The 24455-nt window shown below is 62.3% G+C and carries 23 protein-coding genes; 11 read left to right on the top strand and 12 right to left on the bottom strand.

Annotated features, from left to right (window positions below; genetic code table 11):
* Positions 1-56: 56 nt before the first annotated feature.
* Positions 57-728 carry a GAF and ANTAR domain-containing protein gene (locus FHX76_RS11020; protein ID WP_167150736.1) on the top strand — a complete coding sequence of 224 codons (672 nt, stop codon included), beginning with the start codon at positions 57-59 and terminating at the stop codon, positions 726-728.
* On the opposite strand, the gene FHX76_RS11015 is transcribed toward FHX76_RS11020, so the two are convergent.
* On the bottom strand, positions 695-1453 hold the full coding sequence (locus FHX76_RS11015; RefSeq protein ID WP_167150735.1) for a sigma-70 family RNA polymerase sigma factor: 759 nt from the start codon (positions 1451-1453) through the stop codon (positions 695-697). The two genes, FHX76_RS11020 and FHX76_RS11015, sit on opposite strands and share 34 nt — an antisense overlap.
* A gap of 115 nt (positions 1454-1568) precedes the next feature.
* On the opposite strand from FHX76_RS11015, the gene FHX76_RS11010 reads away from it, so the two are divergent.
* Positions 1569-2447, top strand: a complete 879-nt coding sequence (locus FHX76_RS11010; protein ID WP_167150734.1) for an aminotransferase class IV — start codon at positions 1569-1571, stop codon at positions 2445-2447.
* Here FHX76_RS11010 and FHX76_RS11005 read toward each other — a convergent pair.
* A complete protein-coding gene (locus tag FHX76_RS11005; protein WP_167150733.1) occupies positions 2444-3109 on the bottom strand; it encodes a VTT domain-containing protein in 666 nt (221 codons plus the stop codon). The genes FHX76_RS11010 and FHX76_RS11005 overlap by 4 nt on opposite strands.
* A 243-nt stretch (positions 3110-3352) precedes the next feature.
* On the opposite strand from FHX76_RS11005, the gene FHX76_RS11000 reads away from it, so the two are divergent.
* The 5 genes from FHX76_RS11000 (at position 3353) to FHX76_RS10980 (ending at position 7026) form a co-directional block, all read left to right on the top strand.
* Complete coding sequence (locus tag FHX76_RS11000; protein ID WP_167150732.1) at positions 3353-4078, top strand: copper homeostasis protein CutC; 726 nt, start codon at positions 3353-3355, stop codon at positions 4076-4078.
* Between the two features lie 9 nt (positions 4079-4087).
* The gene (locus FHX76_RS10995; RefSeq protein WP_167150731.1) at positions 4088-4894 is read left to right on the top strand and encodes a TSUP family transporter; all 807 of its coding nucleotides are present in this window, start codon (positions 4088-4090) and stop codon (positions 4892-4894) included.
* An 82-nt stretch (positions 4895-4976) separates the two neighbouring features.
* On the top strand, positions 4977-5417 hold the full coding sequence (locus FHX76_RS10990) for an FAS1-like dehydratase domain-containing protein (RefSeq protein ID WP_386762203.1): 441 nt from the start codon (positions 4977-4979) through the stop codon (positions 5415-5417).
* Between the two features lie 2 nt (positions 5418-5419).
* Positions 5420-5860: a MaoC family dehydratase gene (locus FHX76_RS10985; protein WP_167150729.1), complete on the top strand. Its 441-nt coding sequence runs from the start codon at positions 5420-5422 to the stop codon at positions 5858-5860.
* Positions 5857-7026, top strand: a complete 1170-nt coding sequence (locus FHX76_RS10980; protein ID WP_167150728.1) for a UDP-N-acetylmuramate dehydrogenase — start codon at positions 5857-5859, stop codon at positions 7024-7026. Before FHX76_RS10985 ends, FHX76_RS10980 begins: the two co-directional genes overlap by 4 nt.
* A gap of 258 nt (positions 7027-7284) precedes the next feature.
* Here FHX76_RS10980 and FHX76_RS10975 read toward each other — a convergent pair whose 3' ends face one another.
* From FHX76_RS10975 to hemE, 9 genes are all read right to left on the bottom strand, one after another.
* Positions 7285-8490 carry an aminotransferase class I/II-fold pyridoxal phosphate-dependent enzyme gene (locus tag FHX76_RS10975; protein WP_167150727.1) on the bottom strand — a complete coding sequence of 402 codons (1206 nt, stop codon included), beginning with the start codon at positions 8488-8490 and terminating at the stop codon, positions 7285-7287.
* A gap of 146 nt (positions 8491-8636) precedes the next feature.
* Entirely contained in the window at positions 8637-9980 is a 1344-nt protein-coding gene (hemL, locus tag FHX76_RS10970) for a glutamate-1-semialdehyde 2,1-aminomutase (protein ID WP_167150726.1), read from the bottom strand.
* A complete protein-coding gene (gene hemB, locus FHX76_RS10965) occupies positions 9977-10981 on the bottom strand; it encodes a porphobilinogen synthase (RefSeq protein ID WP_167150725.1) in 1005 nt (334 codons plus the stop codon). Before hemB ends, hemL begins: the two co-directional genes overlap by 4 nt.
* A gap of 4 nt (positions 10982-10985) precedes the next feature.
* A complete protein-coding gene (locus FHX76_RS10960) occupies positions 10986-11804 on the bottom strand; it encodes a uroporphyrinogen-III synthase (RefSeq protein WP_167150724.1) in 819 nt (272 codons plus the stop codon).
* The gene (hemC, locus tag FHX76_RS10955; RefSeq protein ID WP_167150723.1) at positions 11797-12807 is read right to left on the bottom strand and encodes a hydroxymethylbilane synthase; all 1011 of its coding nucleotides are present in this window, start codon (positions 12805-12807) and stop codon (positions 11797-11799) included. Before hemC ends, FHX76_RS10960 begins: the two co-directional genes overlap by 8 nt.
* A gap of 11 nt (positions 12808-12818) precedes the next feature.
* Positions 12819-13901 (bottom strand): ferrochelatase, encoded by a 1083-nt coding sequence (locus FHX76_RS10950; protein WP_167150722.1) that lies wholly within the window; start codon positions 13899-13901, stop codon positions 12819-12821.
* Positions 13898-14614: a hydrogen peroxide-dependent heme synthase gene (gene hemQ, locus FHX76_RS10945; protein ID WP_167150721.1), complete on the bottom strand. Its 717-nt coding sequence runs from the start codon at positions 14612-14614 to the stop codon at positions 13898-13900. Before hemQ ends, FHX76_RS10950 begins: the two co-directional genes overlap by 4 nt.
* Positions 14611-16041: an FAD-dependent oxidoreductase gene (locus FHX76_RS10940; RefSeq protein WP_167150720.1), complete on the bottom strand. Its 1431-nt coding sequence runs from the start codon at positions 16039-16041 to the stop codon at positions 14611-14613. The genes hemQ and FHX76_RS10940 overlap by 4 nt, the downstream gene beginning before the upstream one ends.
* Before the next feature lie 25 nt (positions 16042-16066).
* On the bottom strand, positions 16067-17218 hold the full coding sequence (gene hemE, locus FHX76_RS10935; protein WP_167150719.1) for a uroporphyrinogen decarboxylase: 1152 nt from the start codon (positions 17216-17218) through the stop codon (positions 16067-16069).
* Positions 17219-17327: 109 nt separating this feature from the next.
* Between hemE and FHX76_RS10930 the strand changes: the two genes are divergently transcribed.
* Positions 17328-18752, top strand: coding sequence for a glutamyl-tRNA reductase (locus FHX76_RS10930; protein ID WP_167150718.1), 1425 nt, complete (start codon positions 17328-17330; stop codon positions 18750-18752).
* Here the strand turns inward: FHX76_RS10930 and FHX76_RS10925 are convergent.
* Entirely contained in the window at positions 18736-20163 is a 1428-nt protein-coding gene (locus FHX76_RS10925) for a protoporphyrinogen/coproporphyrinogen oxidase (RefSeq protein WP_167150717.1), read from the bottom strand. The two genes, FHX76_RS10930 and FHX76_RS10925, sit on opposite strands and share 17 nt — an antisense overlap.
* Positions 20164-20422: 259 nt before the next feature.
* Between FHX76_RS10925 and FHX76_RS10920 the strand changes: the two genes are divergently transcribed.
* The 3 genes from FHX76_RS10920 (at position 20423) to FHX76_RS10910 (ending at position 24340) form a co-directional block, all read left to right on the top strand.
* Positions 20423-21295 carry a Cof-type HAD-IIB family hydrolase gene (locus FHX76_RS10920; RefSeq protein WP_243848777.1) on the top strand — a complete coding sequence of 291 codons (873 nt, stop codon included), beginning with the start codon at positions 20423-20425 and terminating at the stop codon, positions 21293-21295.
* On the top strand, positions 21292-21843 hold the full coding sequence (locus FHX76_RS10915; RefSeq protein WP_167150715.1) for a hypothetical protein: 552 nt from the start codon (positions 21292-21294) through the stop codon (positions 21841-21843). The genes FHX76_RS10920 and FHX76_RS10915 overlap by 4 nt, the downstream gene beginning before the upstream one ends.
* Before the next feature lie 265 nt (positions 21844-22108).
* Positions 22109-24340 (top strand): DEAD/DEAH box helicase, encoded by a 2232-nt coding sequence (locus tag FHX76_RS10910; RefSeq protein ID WP_167150714.1) that lies wholly within the window; start codon positions 22109-22111, stop codon positions 24338-24340.
* Positions 24341-24455 lie beyond the last annotated feature (115 nt).

The following is a 24455-nucleotide window of genomic DNA, read 5'->3' as shown; positions in this document are numbered from 1 at the left end:
ACGTTGCGCGCCGGGCGGAGTCCTGCGATGATTCGAGAGACACGCTGGGGGAACGCATGAGTACAAAAGACGCAGAGTTTTTTGCGGAGATCGCACTCGATCTGCAGGCTGAGCCAGACTCTGAGCAAACGCTGCAAGCAATTGTTGACTACGCGCGTACCTCGGCGGTGTGCGACGATGCCGGCCTGTTTATTGTTGAGCGGGGCAAAATTGTGACGTCGGCCGCAACCCACCCGAAGGTTGCGCGCGCCCACGATCTGCAAAAAGAGCTTGGCGAAGGGCCGTGCCTGAGTTCGCTTGAAAGTGGGCTGAACTACGTCATCGACGACACCGAGTCGGAGGACCGCTGGCCCCTGTGGGCGAAGGCCGTTCTCGAGCTTGGTATCAGGAGCGCGCTCAGCGTTCAGCTCTACACGCGTGAAAAGCCGATCGGATCGCTCAACCTGTTCTCGAACGAGCCCGGCTGCTTCGACCGGACGGACGAGGCCGTGACAACTATCTTTGCGAGCCACGCGTCGGTGGCCCTCGCGAATGCTGTCGAGGAAGAGGGACTGAGCAACGCGGTTGATAGCCGCCACCTCATCGGGCTTGCGCAAGGCATCCTCATGGAACGGTTTGATCTGACCGCAGAGCGTGCCTTTGCCGTGCTTCGCCGGTACTCGCAGACTCGCAACGTGAAGCTGAACTGGGTGGCTCAGACGGTTGTTGACGAGCGCAAACTGCCATAGTGGTCGCGGGCCGCACGCAGCCCTGACCTGAGGATGCGCGAGACCTGCATTTGTGAGACGCCGAGTTCGGCCGCTATCTCGGGTTGTGATTTGTCGAGTACGTACCGAGAGAACAGGGCTGTTCGCTGGGAAAGGGGAAGCGTGTTGAGGGCGCGGATGAGCGACAGTCGGTTGTCGGCGGGATGATCGGTGCGGTCGAGGGGGAGCGCGTCAAGTTCGGAGCGCGCACCTGACTCGTACAGCGGGATGAGCGGCTCGAGCGGGACCCCGTTGTACAGGCTCTCGCACGCAAGCGCTTCGATGATCGTGGTGACGCAGACAGCCAGGTCGTCCGCCAGCTCCGCGGCGAGCGGGGGCCGGCCGAGCGCCTGTTCTAGCCTGCCGGTGCACTCGCGCAGCGCGGCGCTCAGCTCCTGCATCGACCGCGGCGGACGCACGAGCCAGCCGTGGTCGCGGAGGTGTCGTTTGAGTTCGCCGGTGATGGTGGCCGCCGCATAGGCCGCAAACGTGCTCTCGCGTTCCGGAGGGCATTTGCTTGCGGCCTTGACGAGCCCAAGGTAGGCAACCTGTCGAAGGTCTTCGCATTCGTCGGCGCTTGCCGTGCTCGCAAACCGTGAGGCGAGGGCGGCGGCATAGCCGAGGTGGCTAGTGACCAGGCGCGAGATACGTCGCTGCTCAACAGCGGGCGCCAAGCGAGAAGAGCGGGCGGAACGTGGGGCGAGCATGAGGGTGCCTCATCCGTGAACGGAGTGAGATGGCACCTTGCTTGACCACCGAGAAGTACAGTAGTTATGTCTAACACGGAATCCGTGTGCGCACAACGGCTAGGAGAGACACCGAATGATCGACAGCGTTTTGATGATGCTGCACGCAATCGAGCGTGGCGATTCGGCCGCCACATTTGTGCGGGAGAACCCTGCCACAGCCAAGGTCGGCGTGCTTGACCTCGGAGTCACCCGTGGCGACGGCATTTTTGAGTCTGTTGGGGTGTACAGCAACGTCCCGCTGCAGCTTGATGCCCATCTTGAGCGACTCGCGCGTTCAGCTCGTATGCTCGACCTGCCTTCGCTTGATCTCAGCGTTGTGAAGCAGGCGGTTCTTGCCAGTATCGCCGCCCACGAGCCTGCCAAAGAGCTCCTCTCCAAGATCGTGATCACCCGCGGCATTGAGGGTGGACACGGCCTCACCGGTTGGGTGCTGACAACGACCGGTATCGACTATTCAACGGCCAGAGCACGGGGGGTTCGGGTGGTCATGCTTGATCGGGGCTACCGCAGCGATGTCGCCCAGACCGCTCCCTGGCTCCTGCAGGGCGCAAAAACGCTGTCCTACGCCGTGAATAAGGCAGCCCTTCGTGAGGCCGCTCGAAGGGATGCCGACGACGTTGTGTTTGTGAGCACCGATGGTGTGCTCCTTGAGGGGCCAGCCTCGACCGTGCTGCTTCGCACCGGCGATTCGTTGTTCACTCCGGCGTGGGATTTCGGCGTACTCCCCGGAACCACGCAGCGGGCCGTCTTTGACGTCGCCGCCGGCCTCGGGCTTGACACCTCGTATGCGCGGTTGACCGTTGACGACCTGCGGAACTCGGACGCGGCGTGGTTGTTGTCGAGCGGCCGTCTTGTGGCACCCATCAGGGCCATTGACGGACAGCAACATCCTGTCGACGCGAGCCTCACGGCCGCCCTGATCGAGCGACTGACCGGCCCGCCAGGACGCTAGCTCTCTGAGTGGTTTCGTGTCTTCTTCGCGGCCGCAGAGGTCCGCAGGTAGTGAATGACGGTGGGGATCAGGGTGAGCGCCACAGCGGCAACGATGACAAGATCGATGTATTTCGTGGCAAATTCTTCGACCCAGGGGATGCGCCCGAGGAGGTATCCGATCATCGTCACGCCAACTCCCCAGACGATAGCCCCGATGAAGTTGTAAAGCGAGTATTTTTTGTAGTTCATGTGCGCCGCACCGGCCGCAACCGGCGCAAACGTGCGAACAACGGGCACAAAGCGGGCGATAATAACCGCGAGGCCACCAAAGCGTTCAAAAAAGGCGTTGGTGCGCTCCACATTTTTGGTGCTGAACAGGCCGGAGTCCTTGCGCTCGAAAATGCGCGGTCCCGTCTTATGGCCGATGAGATAGCCAACTTCGCCGCCCAAGAACGCGGCGAGCCCAATAGCCAGAGCAACGACCCAAATATTGAGGTCAATCACCTGCGTGAAGGTCAGCAGTCCGGCAAAAAACAACAGCGTGTCGCCGGGCAACAAGAATCCGACCAAGAGGCCGGTCTCGGCAAAAATAATGATGCAAATACCCAAGAGGGCCCACGGCCCAAGGCTCGGAATAAACGTGGCCGGATCAAGCCACGGAATAAGTGCTGCGGGAATCACAGTGCTCCTTGTCGGAGACGCCCAAGGTTGCGGGGGATGTATGCGGTGGGGTCACTCTACACATCGGATCCAAGGTGTCAATATGTTTGAGATTACACCACGGCGCCGTGTGTTCTCTGCGGATGAATGGCCTTTCTGCTTGGCCTCGAGCGAACATGCTGGGGCTCAAACCGTGATGATCCGTTCTGCCGTTCTAGACTGAGCAACACACGGCAGAACACGCCAGATAACGGGGGCACAACGATGAGTCACACGATTGAAATTGCGGTCCAGGATGTTGCGGGTGCGCGCGCAACGCTTGAGGCTGGGGCGCAGCGAGTCGAAGTCTGCAGCGCCCTCATCACGGGCGGACTCACCCCCTCAATCGGAACGATTGAGGCAATCGTCGAGGCCGCTCGCGAAGCGGATGCCCGCAATTTTGTTCATGTCCTTGTGCGCCCGCGTCCTGGCGGTTTTGTGTACGACGCCGACGAGATCCGCACCCAGGTGCGCGATATCAGGGCTGCGATCATGGCAGGTGCAAACGGCGTTGTGGTTGGCGCGCTGAGTCCAAACGGTGAAGTTGACCGCGTCGCGACCGAACAGTTTGTTGCGGCAGCCCAAGGCCTTGAGGTCACGTTTCATCGGGCCATCGATGCAAGCGCAAACCCTATCGACGAGATCGACACGCTCGCGGACCTCGGCGTCACTCGCATCCTCTCGTCAGGGCAAGCCGCCAGGAGTCGAGACGGCATCCCCGTCCTGCAAGAGATGGTTCACCGTGCGGCGGGGCGTATCCAGATCATGGCCGGCGGGGGCGTGACGGTTGAAGCCATCCCTGCCCTCTTCAGCGCGGGAGTGGATGCCGTTCACCTCTCAGCAAGGCATACGGTTGGTGCGACCGACCCAAGCGGCCCTGGCGGTGGTGGCGTCGGGCACGACGCAACCGACGCAAAGCTCGTCCGGTATGCGGTTGAGGCGGCGGGCTAGGATCGAACGGTGACCTCAGCCGCTGCAGAAACCCGCTCATCCGCCTGGTACCTCAAACTCATCGCCGTTGGGCTTGTTGGCGGCTTCCTGTCCGGCCTGTTTGGTGTTGGCGGGGGAATCGTTATCGTTCCGGCCCTCGTGTTGTTGGTGGGCTTTGACCAGCGGAGGGCCGCTGGTACCTCGCTGGCCGCAATCGTGCCAACCGCGGCAGTAGGCGTTATCAGTTACGCGGTCAACGGAACGGTCAACTGGGTTGCGGCCCTCCTGCTGGCTGCTGGCATGGTTGTCGGTGCGCAGATCGGCAGCCACTTGCTCGCCATCATCAAGCAGAGCGTGCTGCAGTGGGTGTTTATCGCATTCATGGTCGTTGTGATCGTGCAGCTGTTCCTCTCGGTTCCGTCACGCGACGGGGTCATGGATATTAATGCGTGGAGCATCGGCGGGCTTGTCCTTGTTGGCATCCTCACCGGAATCCTGTCGGGCCTACTTGGAGTCGGGGGCGGCATCGTTGTGGTGCCCGTGCTGATCGTCTTCTTTGGTTCGAGCGACCTCGTCGCAAAGGGCACCTCGCTGCTCATGATGATCCCGGGTGCCGTCTCCGGGACGCTTGGTAACCTCAAGCGCGGAAACGTTGACCTCCGTGCCGCGATCGTTGTTGGCATTGCCGCCTGCACGGTTACCTGGGTTGGGGCGATCGTCGCCAAGCTCCTGACCCCGGCCGCAAGCAACTGGCTGTTTGCTGCCTTCATCGTTGTGATCGTGATCCGCATGATTGTGCAGCAGCTGCGGGCACCAAAAGAGCCGACGGAATCTTAAGTGGTGCCGCCCGAGTTAGGTCCTCAACGCGGCCAACCTCGGCAAATGCTCCATCGGATGCCGGTAGAGTTGACCCGTGTCGATTAACACCGAGATCCAAGGCAAGAGTTATCCGCAGACCGCGCCCTATGCGGTTGGTCGAGAGAAAGTTCGGGAATTTGCCCGTGCCGTTTTCTCCACCAATCCACTGAGCGACAACGTTGAGGCGGCGCGCGCGGCCGGGCATGCAGACCTCGTGGCCCCACCAACGTTTCCCGTTGTCATCCAAGAGCTCACGCTGCAGCAGTTGCTCGCCGATCCTTCGGCAGGCATCGATTTTACGCGCGTGGTGCACGGCAACCAGCAGTTCACCTACACCCGCTCGGTTATTGCCGGTGACGAACTGCGTGCAACGCTGACCGTCACATCGGTGAAGACCCTCGGCGCCCACTCGATGGTGACCAGCGAAACCCAGATTGTCGACGCCGACGATCTGCACGTGGTGACCGCAATTTCAACCCTGGTTGTTCGAGGAGACGAGTAAGTATGACTGCCCAAACCCGATCCTCGGTAGCGTTTGATTCCGTGACCGTTGGCGATATCGTCGCCGAGCGCGCGGTGACCCTGACGCGTGACTCGCTCGTGCGCTATGCCGGCGCATCAGGCGACTTCAACCCCATCCACTACCGCGACGACATTGCGGCCGAGGTTGGCCTGCCAGGCGTCATCGCGCACGGCATGCTCACAATGGGCCTTGCTGTTCAGCCCGTATCAGACTGGGCCGGTGACCCGGCGGCGGTCAGCGACTACCAGGTCAAATTCACCCGACCCGTTGTTGTTGATCCTGTGAGCGGAGCCGACGTTTCGATTGCAGCCAAGGTTGGTGCCCTCGACGAGGATGCGCGCGAGGCCCGCATTGACCTCACCGTGACGTTTGACGGCGCGACCGTGCTTGGTAAAGCTCAGGTCCGAGTGAGACTGGCATGAGCCATCCAACCCCCCGCGCGGTCGAAGACGAGCTGTTCTTTCGCGACCTGACCACCATGAAGGTCGGCGGCCAGGTCGAGCGTGCCGTCGTCGCGACAACAAGCGACGAGCTCGTCGCTGCCGCAACAGATGCATGGCAGCAGGGCGACGACTGGATGCTCTTGGCCGGCGGTTCAAACACCGTGGTCGCCGAAGAAGGGTTTGAAGGAACCGTCATTCTCGTGCGAAGCGAAGGCATCGAACGACTCGAACTGGGACCAGACGCCGACCCGCTCGCCGTGCGGCTTCGCATCCAGGCTGGCCACTCGTGGGATGCCGTTGTTGAGCACGCCGTTGCCAACGGCTGGGCCGGTATTGAGGCCCTCTCCGGTATCCCCGGATCTGCGGGCGCCGCGCCCATCCAGAACATCGGAGCCTACGGGCAAGAAGTCGCAGAAGTGCTGCATTCAGTGACCTTCCTCGATCACGAAACCGGGGTAGTCAGCCGCATCCCAGCGAGTGAGCTTGGCCTCGGCTACCGCACCTCGGTCATTAAACAGGGGCGTCTCGGCGTTGTGCTCTCGATCGATATCAACCTCGTTGCCGGCGAAGACACCGCAAACCCCCTGAGCTCACCGGTACGGTACGCCCAGCTTGCCGACGCGCTTGCCATCGACATCGGTTCGACGGTAGCCATTAAGGAACTGCGACGCACCGTCATCCGACTCCGCGCCTCAAAAGGCATGGTTCTTGACCCCGCTGACCAAGACTCCGTGAGCGCCGGATCGTTTTTTACCAACCCTATTGTGACCGAGAGCTTCGCTCGTGCCCTCCCTCCCGGTGCACCTCGCTGGCCGGTCCAGCCTGAGGACCAATTTGTGGCCGTGACCTCACTTGAAGAACTTGCGAGCGGGATGCCCCTCCGCCAGCCGGACACGCATGCTGGCCCGCGGATGGAAAAGCTGAGCGCCGCGTGGCTCATCGAGCAGTCAGGAATCACACGGGGCTATCAGCTGCCTGGGTCGCAGGCGGCGATCTCGTCAAAGCACACGCTCGCCATCACCAACCGCGGACGGGCAACGGCGAACGACGTCGCGCAGCTCGCACGCTTTGTGCAGCAGCGGGTCCAATCTGAGTTCGGTGTGACGTTGCAGCCCGAACCGGTGCTCATCGGGCTTGAACTGTAGCCAGCAGCCGGGGTTTTTCTCCGTTCTAAGCGGTCACTGCCTGTTGCCGTAGTTGGCCGTTGTGGCCTCGATTGCAACAATTCACTGCGCACCCGCTTGCCTCATGATGCGGTTGTTGGGGCGAAGAATCGGGTTATGAGACAAACTGGTGACTCGCGTGTGACGAAGGCGGCGACAAATGCCAAGCAACGGCTGAACGACGTCGCGCACGCCACCGAGAATTTCTGGTGACGTGCGCGACGGTGTTGAGAGTGCTGGTTACTTCGTGCCAAACAATTTCTGTAGGCGCTGAATGCCTTCGAGAAGCGGTGCATCGCCAAGCGCGTAGCTGAACCGAAGGTAGCCGCTTGGCCCGAATGCTTCGCCTGGAACCGCAGCAACGTCTGCCTGCTCAAGGATGAGGTCGGCAAGCTCGAGCGAGGTGGTTGGGGTGACCCCGCCCCATTCGCGGCCGAGCAGTCCACTCACATCTGGGTACACGTAGAAGGCGCCCTCTGGCGTTGGCGTGTCCATGCCTGGAATCTTGTTCAGCTCGGCGACGATGGTTTTGCGGCGGACATCAAATGCCTGTCGCATTGCTTCGACGGGGGCTTGGTCGCCTGTGAGCGCCGCGATGGCTGCACGCTGGGCTACGTTGTTGACGTTTGACGACAGGTGCGACTGCAGGTTCGCGGCACCTTTGATGACGTCGGCTGGGCCGACCATCCAGCCGAGGCGCCAGCCGGTCATGGCGTAGGTCTTGGCCACGCCGTTGACAAGGATGGTGCGGTCGGCGAGGGCCGGGACCGCCTCAACAATTGAGGTAGCTTTGACGCCGCCGTACACGAGGTTTTGGTAGATTTCGTCGCTGATGACCCAGAGGCCGTGCGACTCTGCCCATTCGCCAATCGCGCGCGTCTGCTCAGGCGAGTAGACGGCGCCGGTCGGGTTAGAGGGCGATACAAAGAGCAGCACCTTGGTGCGGTCAGTTCGGGCAGCCTCGAGCTGTTCGACGGTGACAAGATAGCCCTGGTCTGCCCCGGCAAAGACGTCAACCTGCTTGCCTCCGGCGAGCTTGATGACCTCTGGGTAGGTGGTCCAGTATGGCGTCGGAACGAGGACTTCGTCTCCGGGATCGAGCAGCGTCTGGAACGCCTGGTAGACGGCCTGCTTGCCGCCGTTGGTGACGATGACGCTTGAGGACGGAACGACGAGTCCGCTGTCTCGTGCGGTCTTCTCCGCAATCGCGTCCTTGAGCTCGGGGAGCCCTGCAGCAGGCGTGTAGCGGTAGTTCTTTGGATCGAGGATGGCCGCGGATGCCGCCTCGACGATGTGCTCAGGCGTCGCAAAATCTGGTTCGCCTGCCGCGTAGCTAATAATGGGACGGCCCTGCGCCTTCAGGGCTTTTGCCTTTGCGTCTACCTTGAGGGTGGCAGACTCGGCGATATTGGCGATTTTCTGGGACAATCGAGCGAATTCAGTCACCCTCTTAGCCTACGGCACGGGGTATGCGCGCAGGGGGATCAAATCGGTTGATCTCGTATACGAGACAGTACGATGTGGGCCGCTCACGAGGAGTCAGCCCACACGCGGGCCCGCTGCTGCCTGAAGCAAGTTCCCCGTGCCGTAGGTTAGGGAGTTGCCAGTGCGGCGGCCTGTGCTGCCGCTGGAAGCGCTTCATAAATGGTGCCCAGCGCTGCCTCGTCGTGGGCAGCCGTGAGGAACCACGCCTCGAAGACACTCGGCGGAAGTGCGACACCACCATCTTGCATGGCATGGAAGAACGCTGGATATCGCCAGGTCTCTTGGCCTTGCACGTCATCGTAGGTCTTGGGCGCGGCCGTCACGAACTGCTCACCAAAGACAAAACTGAACAGGCTGCCTGCGCGCTGCACCCGGTGGGCGACGCCGGCCGCATCGAAGGCTGCGCTTGTGGCGTTGGAGACGGCCGCTGCCGCCGCATCAACACGGCGGTACACCTCGGCATCGGCGAGTCGGAGAGTTGCGAGCCCGGCAGCGACGGCTAGCGGATTGCCGGACAGGGTGCCGGCTTGGTAGACGGGGCCGAGCGGGGCAAGCGAGTTCATGACTGCTGCGCGACCGCCGAGTGCAGCGAGAGGCATGCCCCCGCCAATGACCTTTCCAAATGTGATGAGGTCTGGCAAGTAGCGGTGTTCTTGGGCACTGGACGTTGAGTTTTCGAGCCCCCACCATCCGGCCGGCCCAACCCGGAACCCGGTCAGAACCTCGTCGAGGATGAGGAGCGCGCCGTGCGAGTGGGCGGTTGTGGCAAGAAACGCGTTGAAGCCAGGCTCGGGAGGGAGCACGCCCATGTTGGCCGCAGCTGCCTCGGTAATGATGGCGGCGATGCGGTCGCCAAACTGGGCAAATACCTCGGTGATAGCGGCGCGGTCATTGTATGGAAGCACAATTGTCTGTGACGCAGTTGCCTCGGTAACCCCGGCCGAACCAGGAAGCGCCAGAGTTGCCAGGCCGGAACCTGCCGCGGCAAGCAACCCATCTGAGTGGCCGTGGTAGTGGCCGGCGAACTTCACCAAGAGATCGCGACCGGTGTAGCCACGCGCAAGCCGGATAGCCGTCATGGTGGCTTCGGTGCCTGTTGAGACGAGCCGTACGCGCTCGAGGGGGCGGATGCCGTTGCTCTCGACCCGATCAATCACGAGCTGAGCGAGCTCTGTCTCGCCTGCGGTCGGGGCACCGAAGGAAAGCCCTCTTGCCGCGGCCTGCTGCACAGCCTCAACAACAACCGGATGCGCGTGCCCAAGCAGCGCTGGCCCCCATGAGGCCACGAGGTCAACATAGGTGGTGCCTTCAACATCGGTGACGGTTGCGCCAGATGCTGACCGGATAAAACGGGGCGAGCCGCCAACAGAACCGAAGGCGCGCACGGGGGAGTTTACGCCGCCGGGAAGGCTGAGGCTGCTTGCCTCGAAGAGCTGGTCGTTGGTGATCATGCGGTGCGTCCTTCGTGAATCCATGCGGCGAGTTCGATCGCCCAGTAGGTGAGTGTGGTGTCGGCCCCTGCCCGAGTGATGCTTGTGATCGACTCAAGAATTGCCCTGTCTCGGTCGATCCAGCCGTTGGCGGCTGCCGCCTCGATCATCGCGTATTCGCCGGAGACCTGATACGCCCAGACGGGAACCGGGCTTGCTGCCGCGACGTCTGAGAGTACGTCGAGATAGCTCAGCGCTGGTTTGACCATGACGATGTCGGCAGCTTCGCTCACATCGATGAGTGCCTCGCGAAGGCCCTCGCGACGGTTGCCAGGGTCGAGCTGATAGCTGCGGCGATTGCCAACAAGCTGCGAGTCGACAGCCTCTCGGAAGGGACCGTAGAGCGCTGAAGCATATTTGGCGGAGTAGGCGAGAAGGGCAACGTCTGGGTAGCCGTGCTCGTCAAGAACGGCGCGGGTTGCGGCAACCTGGCCATCCATCATGCCGGAGAGGCCAAGGATGCGTGACCCAGCAGCTGCCTGGGCGAGCGCCATCTCGCAGTAGCGTTCGAGGGTGGCGTCGTTGTCAACCTGTCCGCGGTCGTTCAGGACGCCGCAGTGCCCGTGGTCAGTGAACTCGTCGAGGCACAGGTCGGTCTGCACAACGAGGCTGTCGCCGATCTCGGCGGCGGCGATCTCGGTGGCCATGTTGAGCACGCCCTGTGGATCGGTGGCGCCAGAACCGAGAGCGTCTCGGTGCTCGGGAACGCCAAAGAGCATCACGCCACCGATGCTTGACTCTGCTGCCTCGGCGAGAGCCCTACGAAAGCTATCGGTGCTGTGCTGCACAACACCCGGCATAGAGAGGATTGGCGCGGGCTCGCTGAGGCCCTCGCGAACAAACATTGGCAGCACAAGGTCTGCGGCATGGAGTCTGGTTTCTGCGGTTGCCCGACGGAGCGCGGCCGTCTCGCGGAGGCGCCGCGGGCGGACGACGGGGGAGCTGGTTGCTGAGTTGTTCACGGTTCTAGCCTAGATTCGTTGGGGTTGTGTGCGTGCTTGGGTCGGAAGGTTGTGGATAATCCGTCGCCGCAGCAGCATGTGCATTCAGATGTACTAGCGCGTCGAGCATCCCGCGAACGGATTGTTCTGTTGCCGTTGCCGCGACGGATAGGCCGAGCCTCGTCGCGGCAACGGTTGACGATTCACCAATGCAGATGATCGTGGTGCGCGTTGGGATGCCCAAGAACTGCTTTGCCACCTGAGTTGCGACGCTGGCACTTGTGACGAAGACGGCAGCGATGCCGCCGGCGCGCATCCCCTCTCGAACCACCGCAGCGGCTTCGACGGGGAGCGTCTGATACGCCTCAACCCGTGTCACATCGAGCCCGAGCTCCTTGAGCCCGTTCGCGAGCGTTGGAGGGGATAGCTGAGAGCCGGTCACAAGGGCGGTGTTGCCTCGCTCCTCAGGCCAGGAAGAGAGGAGGTCAGCCGCCGAACTGGTTGCGGGCGGCACAAGATCAACTCGAAAGCCTGCCTTCAGCAGTTCCGCCTCGGTTGCGGAGCCAACCGCCGCAACCCGGACGCACGATGGGAGTGCTCCGGCGAGCCCAGCAAGGGCGGGCACCGCACTGGCACTCGCAAAGACAATCCAATCGAAGCGGCCAGCACGGAGGTCTCCGACCGCCCGTTCAAGTTCGTCTTTCCGAGGCGAGGGAACGGTCTCGATGAGGGGCGCGATCAGTGGGGTAAATCCGTGCTCTCGGATGAGCGTGGCAGCAGCTTCGCCCCACTCGCCTCCTCGCGGGACCAGCACAACCGGTCCCTCTGGCTGATACTCAGCCACGGTTTGGTCCGAGCGGCGCAAGCTCGGCAGCGCCAAGCCCGAGCAGCTTCGCGGCGAGGTCGGAGCCAAGTCGTTCCGCGGCGCTGACCGCCTCAACCAGTCCTTCGCCGGGTGCGGCATCCGCTGCGGATGGCAGCTGACCACTCACCGAGAGCGCAGAGCTCCCGTCGAGCGCGTAGACGGTTGCAACTACGTCAAAGGCTCCAGCCGGTTTCTCCTGGTCTGGAATTGTGCTCACGCCGACGGGCGCCGCGCAGCCGGCCTCCAAGGCGCGCAGCACCGCACGCTCTGCCGTTGCGCCCATCCGGGTGAGTGGATGGTCAAGCACCGAAACGATGCTGACAACCGGTGAGTCCTCGCGCGTCTCAATGGCGAGCGCACCCTGCCCAGGTGCGCTCGGCCATGACGTGAGCTCAAGGTATTCGCTGATGTCCTCGGTGCGGCCGAGGCGGGTGAGGCCGGCCGCGGCGAGCACAACGGCATCAAGTGCCGCCGAGTCCGTGAGGCGGATACGGCCGAGGCGGGTGTCGATATTGCCCCGGATGTCCTCAATAACAAGATCCGGTCGAAGGGCGCGAAGCTGTGCAACCCGCCGAGGTGAGCCCGTGCCAACGCGCGCGCCCTCTCGAAGCGATTGCAGCGTGTGGCCGTCGCGACCGCACAGCGTATCCCTCGCATCGGCACGCTCGGGGATTGCCGCGATGGTGAGCCCTGGGCAGGGGGCCGTTGGCAAGTCCTTGAGTGAGTGCACCACAAAGTCGCACTCGCCGGCGAGGAGGGCATCGCGCAGTGCCATGGCAAATACGCCTGTGCCGCCGAGGCTCGAAAGCGACGCCCTCGTCACATCGCCGTGTGTGGTGATGCGTACCAGCTCAACCGCGTGGCCGGTCAGGGCTGTGATGCGGTCGGCAATCTGCTGGCTTTGGGCGACTGCGAGCGCGCTCGCCCGTGTGCCAAGCCTGAGGGTGGGAAGCGAAGGGTCTGGCTGAGTCGTTTTGGTCACGGTATCCAAACCTAGGCGGTGGTGCTGACAGGCGTTGCGTCGGCTATTGCGCCTGCACCAACGCGGGCGTGATCTGGCCACGGTCCGAGCGGAGACAGGGCTGGCCGCTCCGAATCAGGCGTCTCGTTGACTCGCTCCATGACGAGGTCGATGAGTCCCGTGACGAAGGCGGGGTGGATACCTGGCGTTGGCACGCGCACGGCTTTCAGCCCGTTACGCTCGGCCGATTCGAGGGCCTCGTTATCAAGGTCCCAGACAACCTCCATGTGATCGCTCACAAATCCAAACGGCACGATGACGATCGCGTCGGTCTGTGCATTTGCATCGGCCGCGTTAAGCTCATCGATGGCGTCGTTGATATCGGGTTCAAGCCAGGGCGTTCGTGGGTCACCGCTGCGCGACTGGTACACGAGGTCCCACGGAAGGTCAGGCGCGGCCTGCTCGGTGATGAGTTGTGCTGCGGCGTTGTGCTGGGCAACGTATGCCCCGCCCGGTCCAAACGCGGGTCCGGAGGCGTCCGCTGCAGTGTTGGGGATTGAGTGTGTAACAAACACAAGGCGAATGTTCTGTGCGCCCGCCGCTGTGAGCTCCGCAACGCCGTCGCGCACGCCCTCAACGAGTGGCGTGATAAAGCCTGGGTGGTCGAAGAACTCTCGGACGCGGTCAATAGAGACGACGTTGGCAAGGTCGGTTTCGGCGAGGCAGCGCTCGAAGTCTTCGCGGTACTGGTCCGCGCCTGAGTACGAGGTGTAGGCGCTTGTGACGAGCCCAAGGAGACGGTTATCGCCGTTGGCGTGCGCCTCACGCACGGCGTCGTTGAAGTAGGGGTCCCAGTTGCGGTTTCCCCAGTAGACGGGCAGATCGATCGCACGGCGCTCAAGCTCAGCCTCGAGCGCGGCTTTGAGCTGGCGGTTCTGCTCGTTGATGGGGCTTACCCCTCCGTAGTGCCGGTAGTGGTGTGCAACTTCTTCGAGGCGTTCCTCGGGGATGCCTCGGCCGCGCGTGACGTTCTTGAGGAACGGAATGACGTCTTCTTGGCCTTCCGGGCCGCCAAAACTCGAGAGCAGGATTGCGTCGTAGTTGTTTACGCTCACTGGACAACCTCAACAATCTCGGCCGTTTCGATTCGTCGGCCGGTAAAAAACGGAACTTCTTCGCGCACGTGGCGACGTGCCTCGGTTGCGCGCAGGTCGCGCATAAGGTCAACAAGGTCGACAAGATCGTCGGCCTCAAGTGGGAGCAACCACTCATAGTCACCGAGGGCGAACGAGGCAACGGTGTTGGCCACAACGCCGGTGAACGCGGCACCCTTGCGCCCGTGGTCGGCAAGCATTGTTCGGCGTTCTGCTTCCGGAAGGAGGTACCACTCGTACGAGCGGACAAACGGATAGATCGTGAGCCACTGGCGGGGCTCTTCACCGCGAAGGAAGCCAGGGACATGCGCTCGGTTGAACTCGGCGTCGCGATGAACGCCCATCGCGTTCCAGGTGGGCAGCATTGACCGGAACATGTCGCTGCGGCGAAGTTCGCGGAGCGCCCACTGGAGATTCTCGGCTGAGTCGCCGTGCAACCAAATCATGACGTCGGCGTCGGCGCGGAGGCCGCTCACATCGTAGAAGCCGCGAACAACAACGCCCTGCTTGCCGACCTCGGTGACAAGGTCATCGAGCTGGTTGATGATGCGGGGGACATCGCCGCCGTCATCCTCGCCACGACGGTGGGGGTTTCGGCGGAGTACGGCAAAGAGGGTGTAGCCGGATGGGCCTTCCTCAGCTGCTGGGACGTTGGAGATCGAAGGGTCGGTCATGATGGCACTGTTCCTTTCGGTGGGAGGGAGTTGCAGAGGCGCTCTGCGGTGTCAATTGCCCCTGGGATGGCCGAGGCGAGGCCGGTTCCTGAGACCCATGAGCCTGCAACACCGAGTGTTGGGTACGAGGCAAGGGCCGTGTGGAGGTTGTGAACGGATGCTGGGGTCGCCTGGCGCTGGACCCAGGTAACGGTGTCGCTGTCGATAAGTGTTGCGGGGGAGAGCTGCACGCCAAGCAGCAGGCTTGCGTCACGGAGCGTCGGCCCGATATTGGGGTTGCGTTCGATAACCCCGTTGGCTGCGGTTGCGGCATCCGCGCGGTAGGAAAGCCGGATGACGTGCTGGCCGGGTGGAAGGCCTTCGCGGACCCAAGCCCATTTGGCCGAGACGTGTGTGAGCGCCTTCGCCTTGACGGTGCCGTTGGTATTGCCAATCAGCATGCCGGTTCCACGAGGGGCGCTGTCGAGGCCCGGCTGATCCACAAGGATGGTGTCGATTCTGGTCGCCGTTGGCTCTTTTCGGTCTGGCACGAAGCGGTCATCAAGAGAACCAAGAATGTGTGCTGCTGCATCGACCGGGCAGGTGAGTAAGACGGCGTCTGCGGCGACGGTGCCGTCGATCATCCAACCGTCGGTAGTCTGTTGGATGTGCGAGACGGGGTGCCCAGTGCGAAGCTCAACGGCGGCCCCAAATGCTGCGAGCGCCTTGGCGAGGGCGTCAACGATGACCAGGTTGCCTCCTGCAACGCCTCGAACCGCTGACCCAGGAGTCGAACCTGCCGTGAGCGCGCTCACCGCCCGCGTGAGCGAACCGGTTTCACTGAGTTGTTCCCGGAGCCCCTTGGCAACCGTTTCGAGGGGGAGCGTATGTGGGTCCGCCGAGTACACTCCGCCGACGACCGGGGTGACCAACCGTTCGAGGACCCGTCGCCCGAGGCGTTTCTGCACGACCTGACCGAGGCTGAGCGTTCCGAGCGAAGCGTCTGCCTTCCGCCAGCGATCGGTAGCTGCCCACAGCGCGGATGGCAGTCCAACGATGCGTCGGACGTCGCGGGCGAGCGGGTGTGCCGGAATGCCAAGCATCCCCGTCTTTGGAAGCGGGGCAGCATGAGTTCGCCCGCTTGCATCCGCTCTGAACAGCCACGCACCGGCGCTGTTTGGGGCGACGACGCGATCGGCGATGCCCAGTTCTTCGAGGAACGGTGCAACGCGCCCTCCGCGCACCGCAAAACTTTCGGCCCCTGCATCGAGCACGTGCCCGCCGAGGGTGTGGCGTGCGACAAGCCCGCCAAGCGAATCCGATGCTTCGAGCAGGGTCACTCGGTGGCCCTGCTTCGCACAGGTGAGCGCGGCTGTGAGCCCAGCAATGCCGCCGCCAACAATAACAACGTGTGAACCATCGTTGCGCGGATGCGTGCTGATACTCACTTGGATGACGGCCTTTGTCGATTCGTTACGCTTGGGTGCCCGTGCTTGGGAGCTCGCGAACATCAATCGAGTGGATGAGCTCAACCAGTTTGGTCAGAACGGTTGGGTCGGTCTCTGGCGGAACGCCGTGGCCGAGGTTTGCGACGTGGCTTCTGGCGCTGCGTCCGAGGGCCAACACGGTGTGCGCTTCTTCTGCGAGACGCTCCCACGGAGCGGTGAGTAGCGCGGGGTCGATGTTGCCCTGTAGCGTGACGTCTGATCCGAGCAGGGTGGCCGCCTCGTCGAGCGGGGTTCGGTAGTCGACGCCGACGGCATCCACCATGCGCTCGCCGGTGCCAAGTGTGCGGAAGTCGGGCAGAAGCTGCGTGCTGACAAGGCCAAAGTGGATGAGCGGCACAGTTCGCGTCTCGTCGCCAACCTGGTAAGTCGTGTTGCGCACTGAGTTGAGGGCCTGCGCCGAGGCGGGCGCAACTGATGCGCGATACTGAGCCCGCGACAGCGAGCCGGCCCATGAATCGAAGAGCTGCGCGGCACTCGCGCCTGCCTCAATCTGAGCAGACAAGAACTGGCCGGTAATGCGAGCGGTCCAGTCCATGAGCGCGGACCAGGTTGCGGGGTCTGAGCGCATGAGAGTCCTGGCGCGGATGTGGTCTTTGGATGGCCCGCCTTCAACAAGGTAGGCCGCGAGGGTGAACGGTGCGCCGGCAAATCCGATGAGCGGAGTTGTTCCCAGCTGGGCAACCGTGAGCGCGACACCCTCCCGAACGGGCGCGAGGGCCGCGGGGTCGAGGTCGGGAAGCGCTTCGACATCCGCAAGCGTGCGGACCGGATTTGCGAAGACCGGTCCCTTGCCAGCGACGATCTCAACCGCTACTCCGGCCAGCTTGAGCGGAACAACAATGTCGCTAAAAAAAATACCGGCATCGACGCCGTGGCGTCGAACCGGTTGGAGCGTGATTTCACTGCTGAGCTCAGGGTCAAGGCACGCGTCAAGCATGCGAACGCCAACCCGCAGATCGCGGTATTCAGGGAGCGAACGGCCTGCTTGCCGCATGAACCACACGGGAGTCGTGCTGTGACGAACCCCCTGGTAGGCGCGGACCAGGGCCGAATCGGCCGTGACTCCAGCAACGAGGGGATGGGACTGGCTGAGGACCGTTCGCGCGTCAGAAGACATGCCTTCCATTCTGCCAGAACAACGGTGCGACTCCCGCCGAATGGGGCGTTCCACGCACGTTCCCAGCAAGGATGCAGGCTTCTGCCGAAGAGATGGTTAGACTCGTTGGGTGCTGTTGTGCCTATCTGCAAGTCACAAGAATGCCGACTTTGCCATGCTTGAGGTTCTCTCGGGCCGGGTCGGCAATTTGTCACGTCGTGTTGTTGACGAAATGTCCTTTATCGGCGGCATCGTCACGGTTGCCACGTGCAACAGGGTCGAGGTGTACGTCGACATCGAAGAGCCAGTGACCGCCGTCGAGGCCGTTGCGGTTGAGGGTCTCGTTGCGTGCATTGCCGAGGAGACCGCACTCAGCTCTGAAGACGTTCACGATGCCTTTGTTTCGTATATGAACATGGATGTCGCCGAGCACCTGTTCCGCGTTTCGAGCGGGCTCGAATCACTTGCCGTTGGCGAAGACGAGATTGCAGGCCAGGTGCGGCGATCGCTTGAGACCGCGCGCGCTGAGGGAACAACGAGCGCTGATCTTGAGCGCCTGTTTCAGCGGGCCTCACAGACATCGCGCGGAATTAAGAACGTTGCCGGCGTTGGCGAAGCCCAGCGCTCGCTCGCGCGGCTCTCGCTTGACCTCGTTGAAAGCCGGGTTGTTGATTGGCGTGCAGTTCGCGTGCTGCTTATTGGTACCGGTGCGTACGCAAGGGTCACCCTTGCTGCGCTTCGCGAGAAGCAGGTTGACGAAATCTCGGTCTACTCGGTCACCGGACGGGCTCACGAATTTGCCCAGAAACGCGGGCTAAACCCCGTTTCTCATACTGGTTACGCAGAGGCCGTTGCCACTGCCGACCTCATCATCTGTTGCACAACTGGAACGGGCTACGTGCTTGATGCTGCGGCAATTGCCAGGGGTCGCGCTGCCCTTGAGCCTGGTCCTGGAGCGCTCGCTCCGATGCCATCCGAGTGCCCGGTCTCACACAGTGATCCCGCGTTGACCAAACCAGCGCTTGTGGCGGTCAGCAGGGCAAGCACCGCTCGTACTGCCCAGGTTGTTGTTGACCTTGGCCTTCCCCGTAACGTTGATCCTGACGTCACCCAGCAGCCCGGCGTTGAGCTGCTTGACCTCGAAACGATCAGGCTGCACGCACCCATTACTGCCCTGCAAGCTTCAGAGAAAGCCGAAGAGCTTGTTGGTCGTGCCGTACGCAAATTCTCAAAGGTCAGTGAAGAGCAGAACGTCGCCCCTGCCATGGTTGCCCTTCGCGAGTACTTCCTTGACCGCGCCGAAGACGAAATCGATCGTGTTCGTCTCCGCGGCGAGCACACCGGCCCAACCGAGGCGGCGCTTCGTCATCTGGTGAGTGTCCTGCTGCACGAGCCGATGGTGCGGGCTCGTGAACTCGCGAGGCAGGGTGAAGGTCAGCGATACGCCGACGGCATGAACGCGCTATTTGGCATCGTTGTCGCCGAGTCTGCACCTGCTGAACGTGATGCCCCCGCAGCTGCCGCTCCTGACGCAGCAGCTAATGAGGCCGGGTAGCCTGCACAATGCGCTCAGCCTCGTCGAGTGATCCGGGGATGACCGAGGCGAGTCCCGTTCCAGTGACCCACGAGCCGGTGATACCGAGCCCCGGATAATTTGGCAGCTTCGCAACGATGCTGCGCACAGATGCCGGTGTGACCGGCCACTGCGTCCAGGTCACCGAATCGTTGTCAAGTAGCTTTTTTTCGGTGAGCGAGACGCCAAGAAGGATGCTGGCGTTCCGTAGCGACTCCGTGGCATCCGTCGACCGGACGAGCACGCCGTTGGTGAGGCTTGAAGCTTCCTCCCTGTAGGTCAACCGAATCACATGAATATTGCGTTCGAGTCGTTTGGCTAGCCACGGCCATTTCACCGATTGGTGGGTGAGGGCCTGTGCGGTCACGAGGCCGTGTGTCTGGCCGAGCAGCATGCCGGTGCCTCGTGGTGCCCCGTTGAGCTTCGCCTCTTTTACGACGATGGTGTCGATGCGTGTGGCATTCGGTTGCGCGGTAAAGGGCACGAGTTCGCGATTCACTCCGGCAAGGAGGCTCGCCGCCGCAACGGGCTCGCAGGCGAGGATGACGTTGTCAGCCTGCAGGGTGTCGTCAACCGTCCAGCCGTGGTCTCGCCGGCGCAGCCGGGTGACAGGTTCGCCAGTTGTGATGGTGGCCCCGAGTGCTTCGAGCTCGGCAACAATGGCGAGCACGATCTCGTAGTTGCCGCCCTCTACGCCACGAACAGCGGATCCTGGTTCGGCCTGGGCCGACAGCTGCTTGACCGCCTTGGTGAGCGACCCCGTTGAGAGCAGCTTCGCCCGCAGGCTTGGTGAAATGGCGTCAACGGCCAGTGTGTCTGGGTCGGCCGCATAGACCCCGCCAACGACGGGACGCACCAGTCGGTCGAGTGTGGCTGGACCGAGTCTGGCGCGCACGAGCTGGCCGAGCGTGGTTGCCTCGAACGATGCATCCGGTTTTCTCCATCGGTCACTTGCGGCTCGGATGGCACCTGGGAGGCCGATGACGCGTCGAACGTCGCGGGCAAGCGGTGAGCCAGGGATGCCAAGCAGGCCAGTGCGCGGAAGCGGAGCAGTATGTGTTTTGCCAGAGGCGTCGGCGCTAAACAGCCACGTGCCGGCTGTGCTCGGCGTGACGATGTGTTGGCCGAGTCCAAGCGTTTCGAGGAACTCGGGAACGCGGGGGCTTCGCTTTGAAAAGCTTTCGGCACCACCGTCGAGGTTAACTCCGGCGAGCGTGTGCCGTGAAACGATGCCGCCTACGGCTTCGTTTTTCTCGAGCAGGGTTACCCTGTGGCCGTTGCGGGCGCAGTGAAGGGCGGCGGTGAGGCCGCCAATTCCGCCACCGATGACAACAGTTATGGGGGAGTTCTCGGGCAACACGAGTGGTAAAACGTCCTCAATGGATAGGGTCAAAAATTGCTAATTGTTCATTGTGTCAGAAAATTGCCGCAAGAATGCTTACGGGGGTTGCGTTTGCGTTGCAAAATATGGGTTCAATTTGACCGGACGCAAAGGGTTGGTATCGACGTTTTTTGGGTCCTGACGGCCTATTCACCGGTTTTGACGCCTTCATGAGTAGAATCAGAAGTCTGCTCACTGGCGACGCTGTTGGTTTCCTCCACCCCCTCTGGTTGCCAGCATGTCAGCACTACTGCATATCGGAGATAACCGAATGATTTCATCCCGCCCCGCCCTTGGCTTGTTGCTTGATGTTGACGGACCCCTCGCAAGCCCGGTTACCCGCACGATTCACATCCCAGAGATCGCAGACCTCCTGGTGAAGCTTGCCGAATCTGGCGTACCAATCGTGTTTAACACTGGCCGTTCCGATGCCTTCCTCCGCGACGTCGTTTTGCCTCCCATGATTGCGGCTGGCCTCAGCCAAGACGTGACGCTCTACGGAGTTTGCGAGAAAGGCGCCGTCTGGTTCAGGATGACAACCGAAGGCATTACTGGTCTCACGGTTGACCCTGACTGCGTTGTGCCACAAGACTTTCTTGAGTGGTCGGAAGAGCTCATCAACGAGCGATTCAGTGAGACCGTGTTCTTCGACCACACCAAGCGTGCGATGGTTTCGGTTGAGCAGCACACGCACGTCGCCATTGAAGATTTTGTGCCGGTGCAGCAGGAATTTGACCGCGCATTTTTTGAAGAGCTCGTGAGTCGCGGCCACGGCGTCGTCTGGAACGATCTCGTGTGCTCTGACGCTGATGGGGCCATCGATTACCGCGTTGACACGACTATTATTTCGTCGGATATCGAAAGCTCGAAGCTCGGAAAAGACCTTGGAGCCCAGCGCGCCCTAGAGCTCATCGAGGCCGACGGTGAACTGCCGCTCATGTGGCGCACCATGGGAGACTCCCGCACCGACTACGCGATGGCCGACTGGCTGCACGACCGCGGGTTTGATGTTGAGCACGCGGATGTTCGCCCAGCCGACGGCATCCTCAAGACCGCCTATCCGGTGCGAACCGCGGGTGACCTGATTCACGATGAAGCTGGCGTTGTGTTCCTGCGTGAGTGGCTCGACCTGGTGAACGCGTGAGCGTCCACTCCCTTGAGCTGAGCGTGCGCACCATGCTCTTCACCAAGCCCATCGCTGGGCTCGACGATTTTGTCGATTACCCGGATGATGTGCTTGTTGATGTTGTTGAGCAACCTGAGCAGGCCGCCAAGGTGTGGAAAGCCCGCCGAGAATCGCAGCCAGGCTGGAGCGAGGGTGCGTTGCTCATTGGCTACGGCGGACGTCCACTGATCGATCTCACGATGTGGGACAGCGTCTGGCCACTCTGGTCGTATCTGGTGACCATGATCGAGGAATACCTCGACAGCAGCGGCGACGAACTCGGTGAGGGCCGCGGCGAGTTTAGCTTTCCAATGCAACCGCTCGATGCCGCGCTCTACGACAGCGACCAAACAACGTGGTTCTTGGTTGGCGATAATCACGTCGATGTGCACAGGGATAGCTTTATCGATCAGGTACTGACTCACGCACACGAGTTCTTCGAGTGGGTTGCTGAGTGGACTGAGGATGACGCGGCCTACGAACTTGAACAGGTCGCAGGGCTTATCGCCCGACGTCAGGCCGAATAAACTCTCTCTGGCGTTTGATTCCGGACGTCAGGGAGAATTCTCAGCCGTCATGAAGTATGGTTGTCTCTGTCGGCTCTGGACACCGCGCTGTGTGCGGATGGGTTTGTAAGTCTGGTGGGCCGGTTGTATGCGCAATACCGCGCATACACACACTGATGTGAACGGTCCCGGTCAAAACAGCCCGGGTAAGAGAGTTCTTTAGCAGCGTTTGTTGCTGCGCTTGTAACTCACGCGATTCATGCACGAGTACAACCCGGAAAGTATCATGCCCAAAAATACCAAAAAGGGCGGCTTCAAAGCTGCCAAAAACTATATTCCTAAGGGATCTGGCGGAAGCCGTCCCGGTCACCGCGGCCAGTCTGGCCCGGTTTCTGCCGGAGCTAAAAAGGCCCGCTGGGGAACCGAAGAGCGCGACGCACGCCGTGAGCGCACCGACCGTTTTCCCCGCGATGCACGCGACGAGCGCGGACACCGTGCTCGCCCGGTAGACGCGGATGCCCGTGGTGGCTACAACCGCGATGATCGTGGCGCAGCGCGTCCTGAGCGTGGCGGCTATAACCGTGACGACCGCGGTGCTCGCCCCGAGCGCGGCGCTTACGCCAGTGGATACAACCGTGACGACCGTGGTGCTGGTCGCCCCGAGCGTGGCGGCTATAACCGCGACGACCGTGGTGCTGGTCGCCCCGAGCGCGGCGGCTACAACCGTGACGACCGCGGCGCACGCCAGGAGCGTGGTGGCTCCGGTCGCGAGTTCAACCGCGGACAGGACCGTCCCGCACGCGGAGACGACCGTAACTTCTCGCCTCGTGGCGAAAGCCGTAACGAGTACCGTGGCGACCGTGCCGCCGGTGCTGGCGCAGAGCGTCAGGGGCGTCGTTACTTCGACGACCGTGGCTCGGAGCGCAGCTTCAGCAGCTATGCAGACCGTAACCGCGACGACCGTGGTGCCGGACGCCCAGAGCGCGGCGGGTATAACCGTGATGATCGTGGCGCTGGTCGTCCCGACCGTGGCGCAGCCCGTCCCGACCGCGGCGGCTATAACCGCGATGACCGCGGTGCTCGCCCAGAGCGCAGCAGCTATAACCGCGATGACCGCGGAGCCCGTCCTGAGCGCGGCGGCTACAACCGTGACGATCGTGCTGCTCGCCCAGAGCGTGGCAGCTACAGCCGTGATGATCGTGCCGAGCGTGGCGCTCGTCCAGAGCGCGTCGGACGCCCAGCCCGTTTTGATCGTGACGACCGCGCGCCTCGCGCCGCAGGTTTTGACGCGAAGCCCCGCTTCACGCCAGAAGAGGACGTTGTTCTTGAGCGCCTTGAGGCTCAGGCAACACTCGCTGCTGACGTCGAAGGTGTGAGCTGGCAAGACCTCGGTCTTGGCGACAACATTGCTCGTTCGTTGCAGGACCTCGGCGCTCCAAGCCCGTTCCCCATTCAGGCAGCAACCATTCCCGACGTGATCGCCGGGCGCGATGTGCTTGGCCGCGGCCGCACCGGCTCAGGCAAGACCATCGCTTTTGGTGCTCCGCTGGTCGAGAAGCTCATGGAGAACAATGGCGGCAAGAACCGTCAGCTTGGCCGCAAGCCTCGCGCGCTCATCCTTGCCCCCACTCGTGAGCTCGCTTTGCAGATCGACCGCACCGTGCAGCCTATTGCTCGCTCGGTTGGCCTGTTCACCACGCAGATTTACGGTGGCGTGCCCCAGGCTCGCCAGGTTGGTGCCCTCCAGCGCGGCGTTGACATCATTGTTGGAACGCCAGGCCGGATCGAAGACCTGATTGAGCAGCGCAAGCTTGACCTCTCCGAAGTCACCATCACGGTGCTCGACGAGGCCGACCACATGTGCGACCTCGGGTTCCTTGAGCCGGTACAGCGCATCCTCAACCGCACGGCAAAGGGTGGACAGAAACTGTTGTTCTCGGCCACACTCGATAAGGGCGTAGCGATGCTCGTTGACGAGTTCCTCGTAGAGCCATCGGTTCGTGAGGTTGCTGGCGAAGACCAGGCATCCGGAACGATCGATCACCGCGTTCTGCTGGTTGACCGTAACGATAAAGACCTCATTATTGAGCAGCTAGCTGACCGTCGCGATGGCGGAAAGACGCTCATCTTCTCGCGCACCCGTGCCTACGCCGAGCGTTTGGCCGACCAGCTTGAAGACGCCGGCATCCCAGCGGTGAGCCTGCACGGTGACCTCAACCAGGCCCGTCGTACGCGCAACCTTGAGAAGCTCACGAAGGGCCGTGTGAACGTGCTCGTGGCGACGGATGTTGCCGCCCGCGGCATCCATGTTGACGACATCGACCTGGTTGTCCAGGCTGATCCGCCGGACGAGTACAAGACCTACATGCACCGTTCTGGCCGTACTGGCCGCGCGGGCCGCACTGGAACCGTGCTGACGCTCATCTCGCGCAGCCGCCAGCGTCGCACGCAGGAACTGCTTGATCGTGCCGAGATTCAGGCCGACTTCACGCCGTTCTACCCGGGAGATGCCCTCTAGGGTTTTTGCTACCGTAACGGGGCCTTTCCAAGCAAGTGCTTGGGGAGGCCCCGTTGTCGTTAACGGTGACGCGGTCGGCCGGATGGTGCGGCCAGGTGACGAGTCGCGGCCAGGT

It is taken from the genome of Lysinibacter cavernae (assembly GCF_011758565.1).
Lineage (GTDB): Bacteria > Actinomycetota > Actinomycetes > Actinomycetales > Microbacteriaceae > Lysinibacter > Lysinibacter cavernae.
Note: the sequence above shows the minus strand (reverse complement) of the source record. Positions and strands in the feature narration are given on the sequence as shown.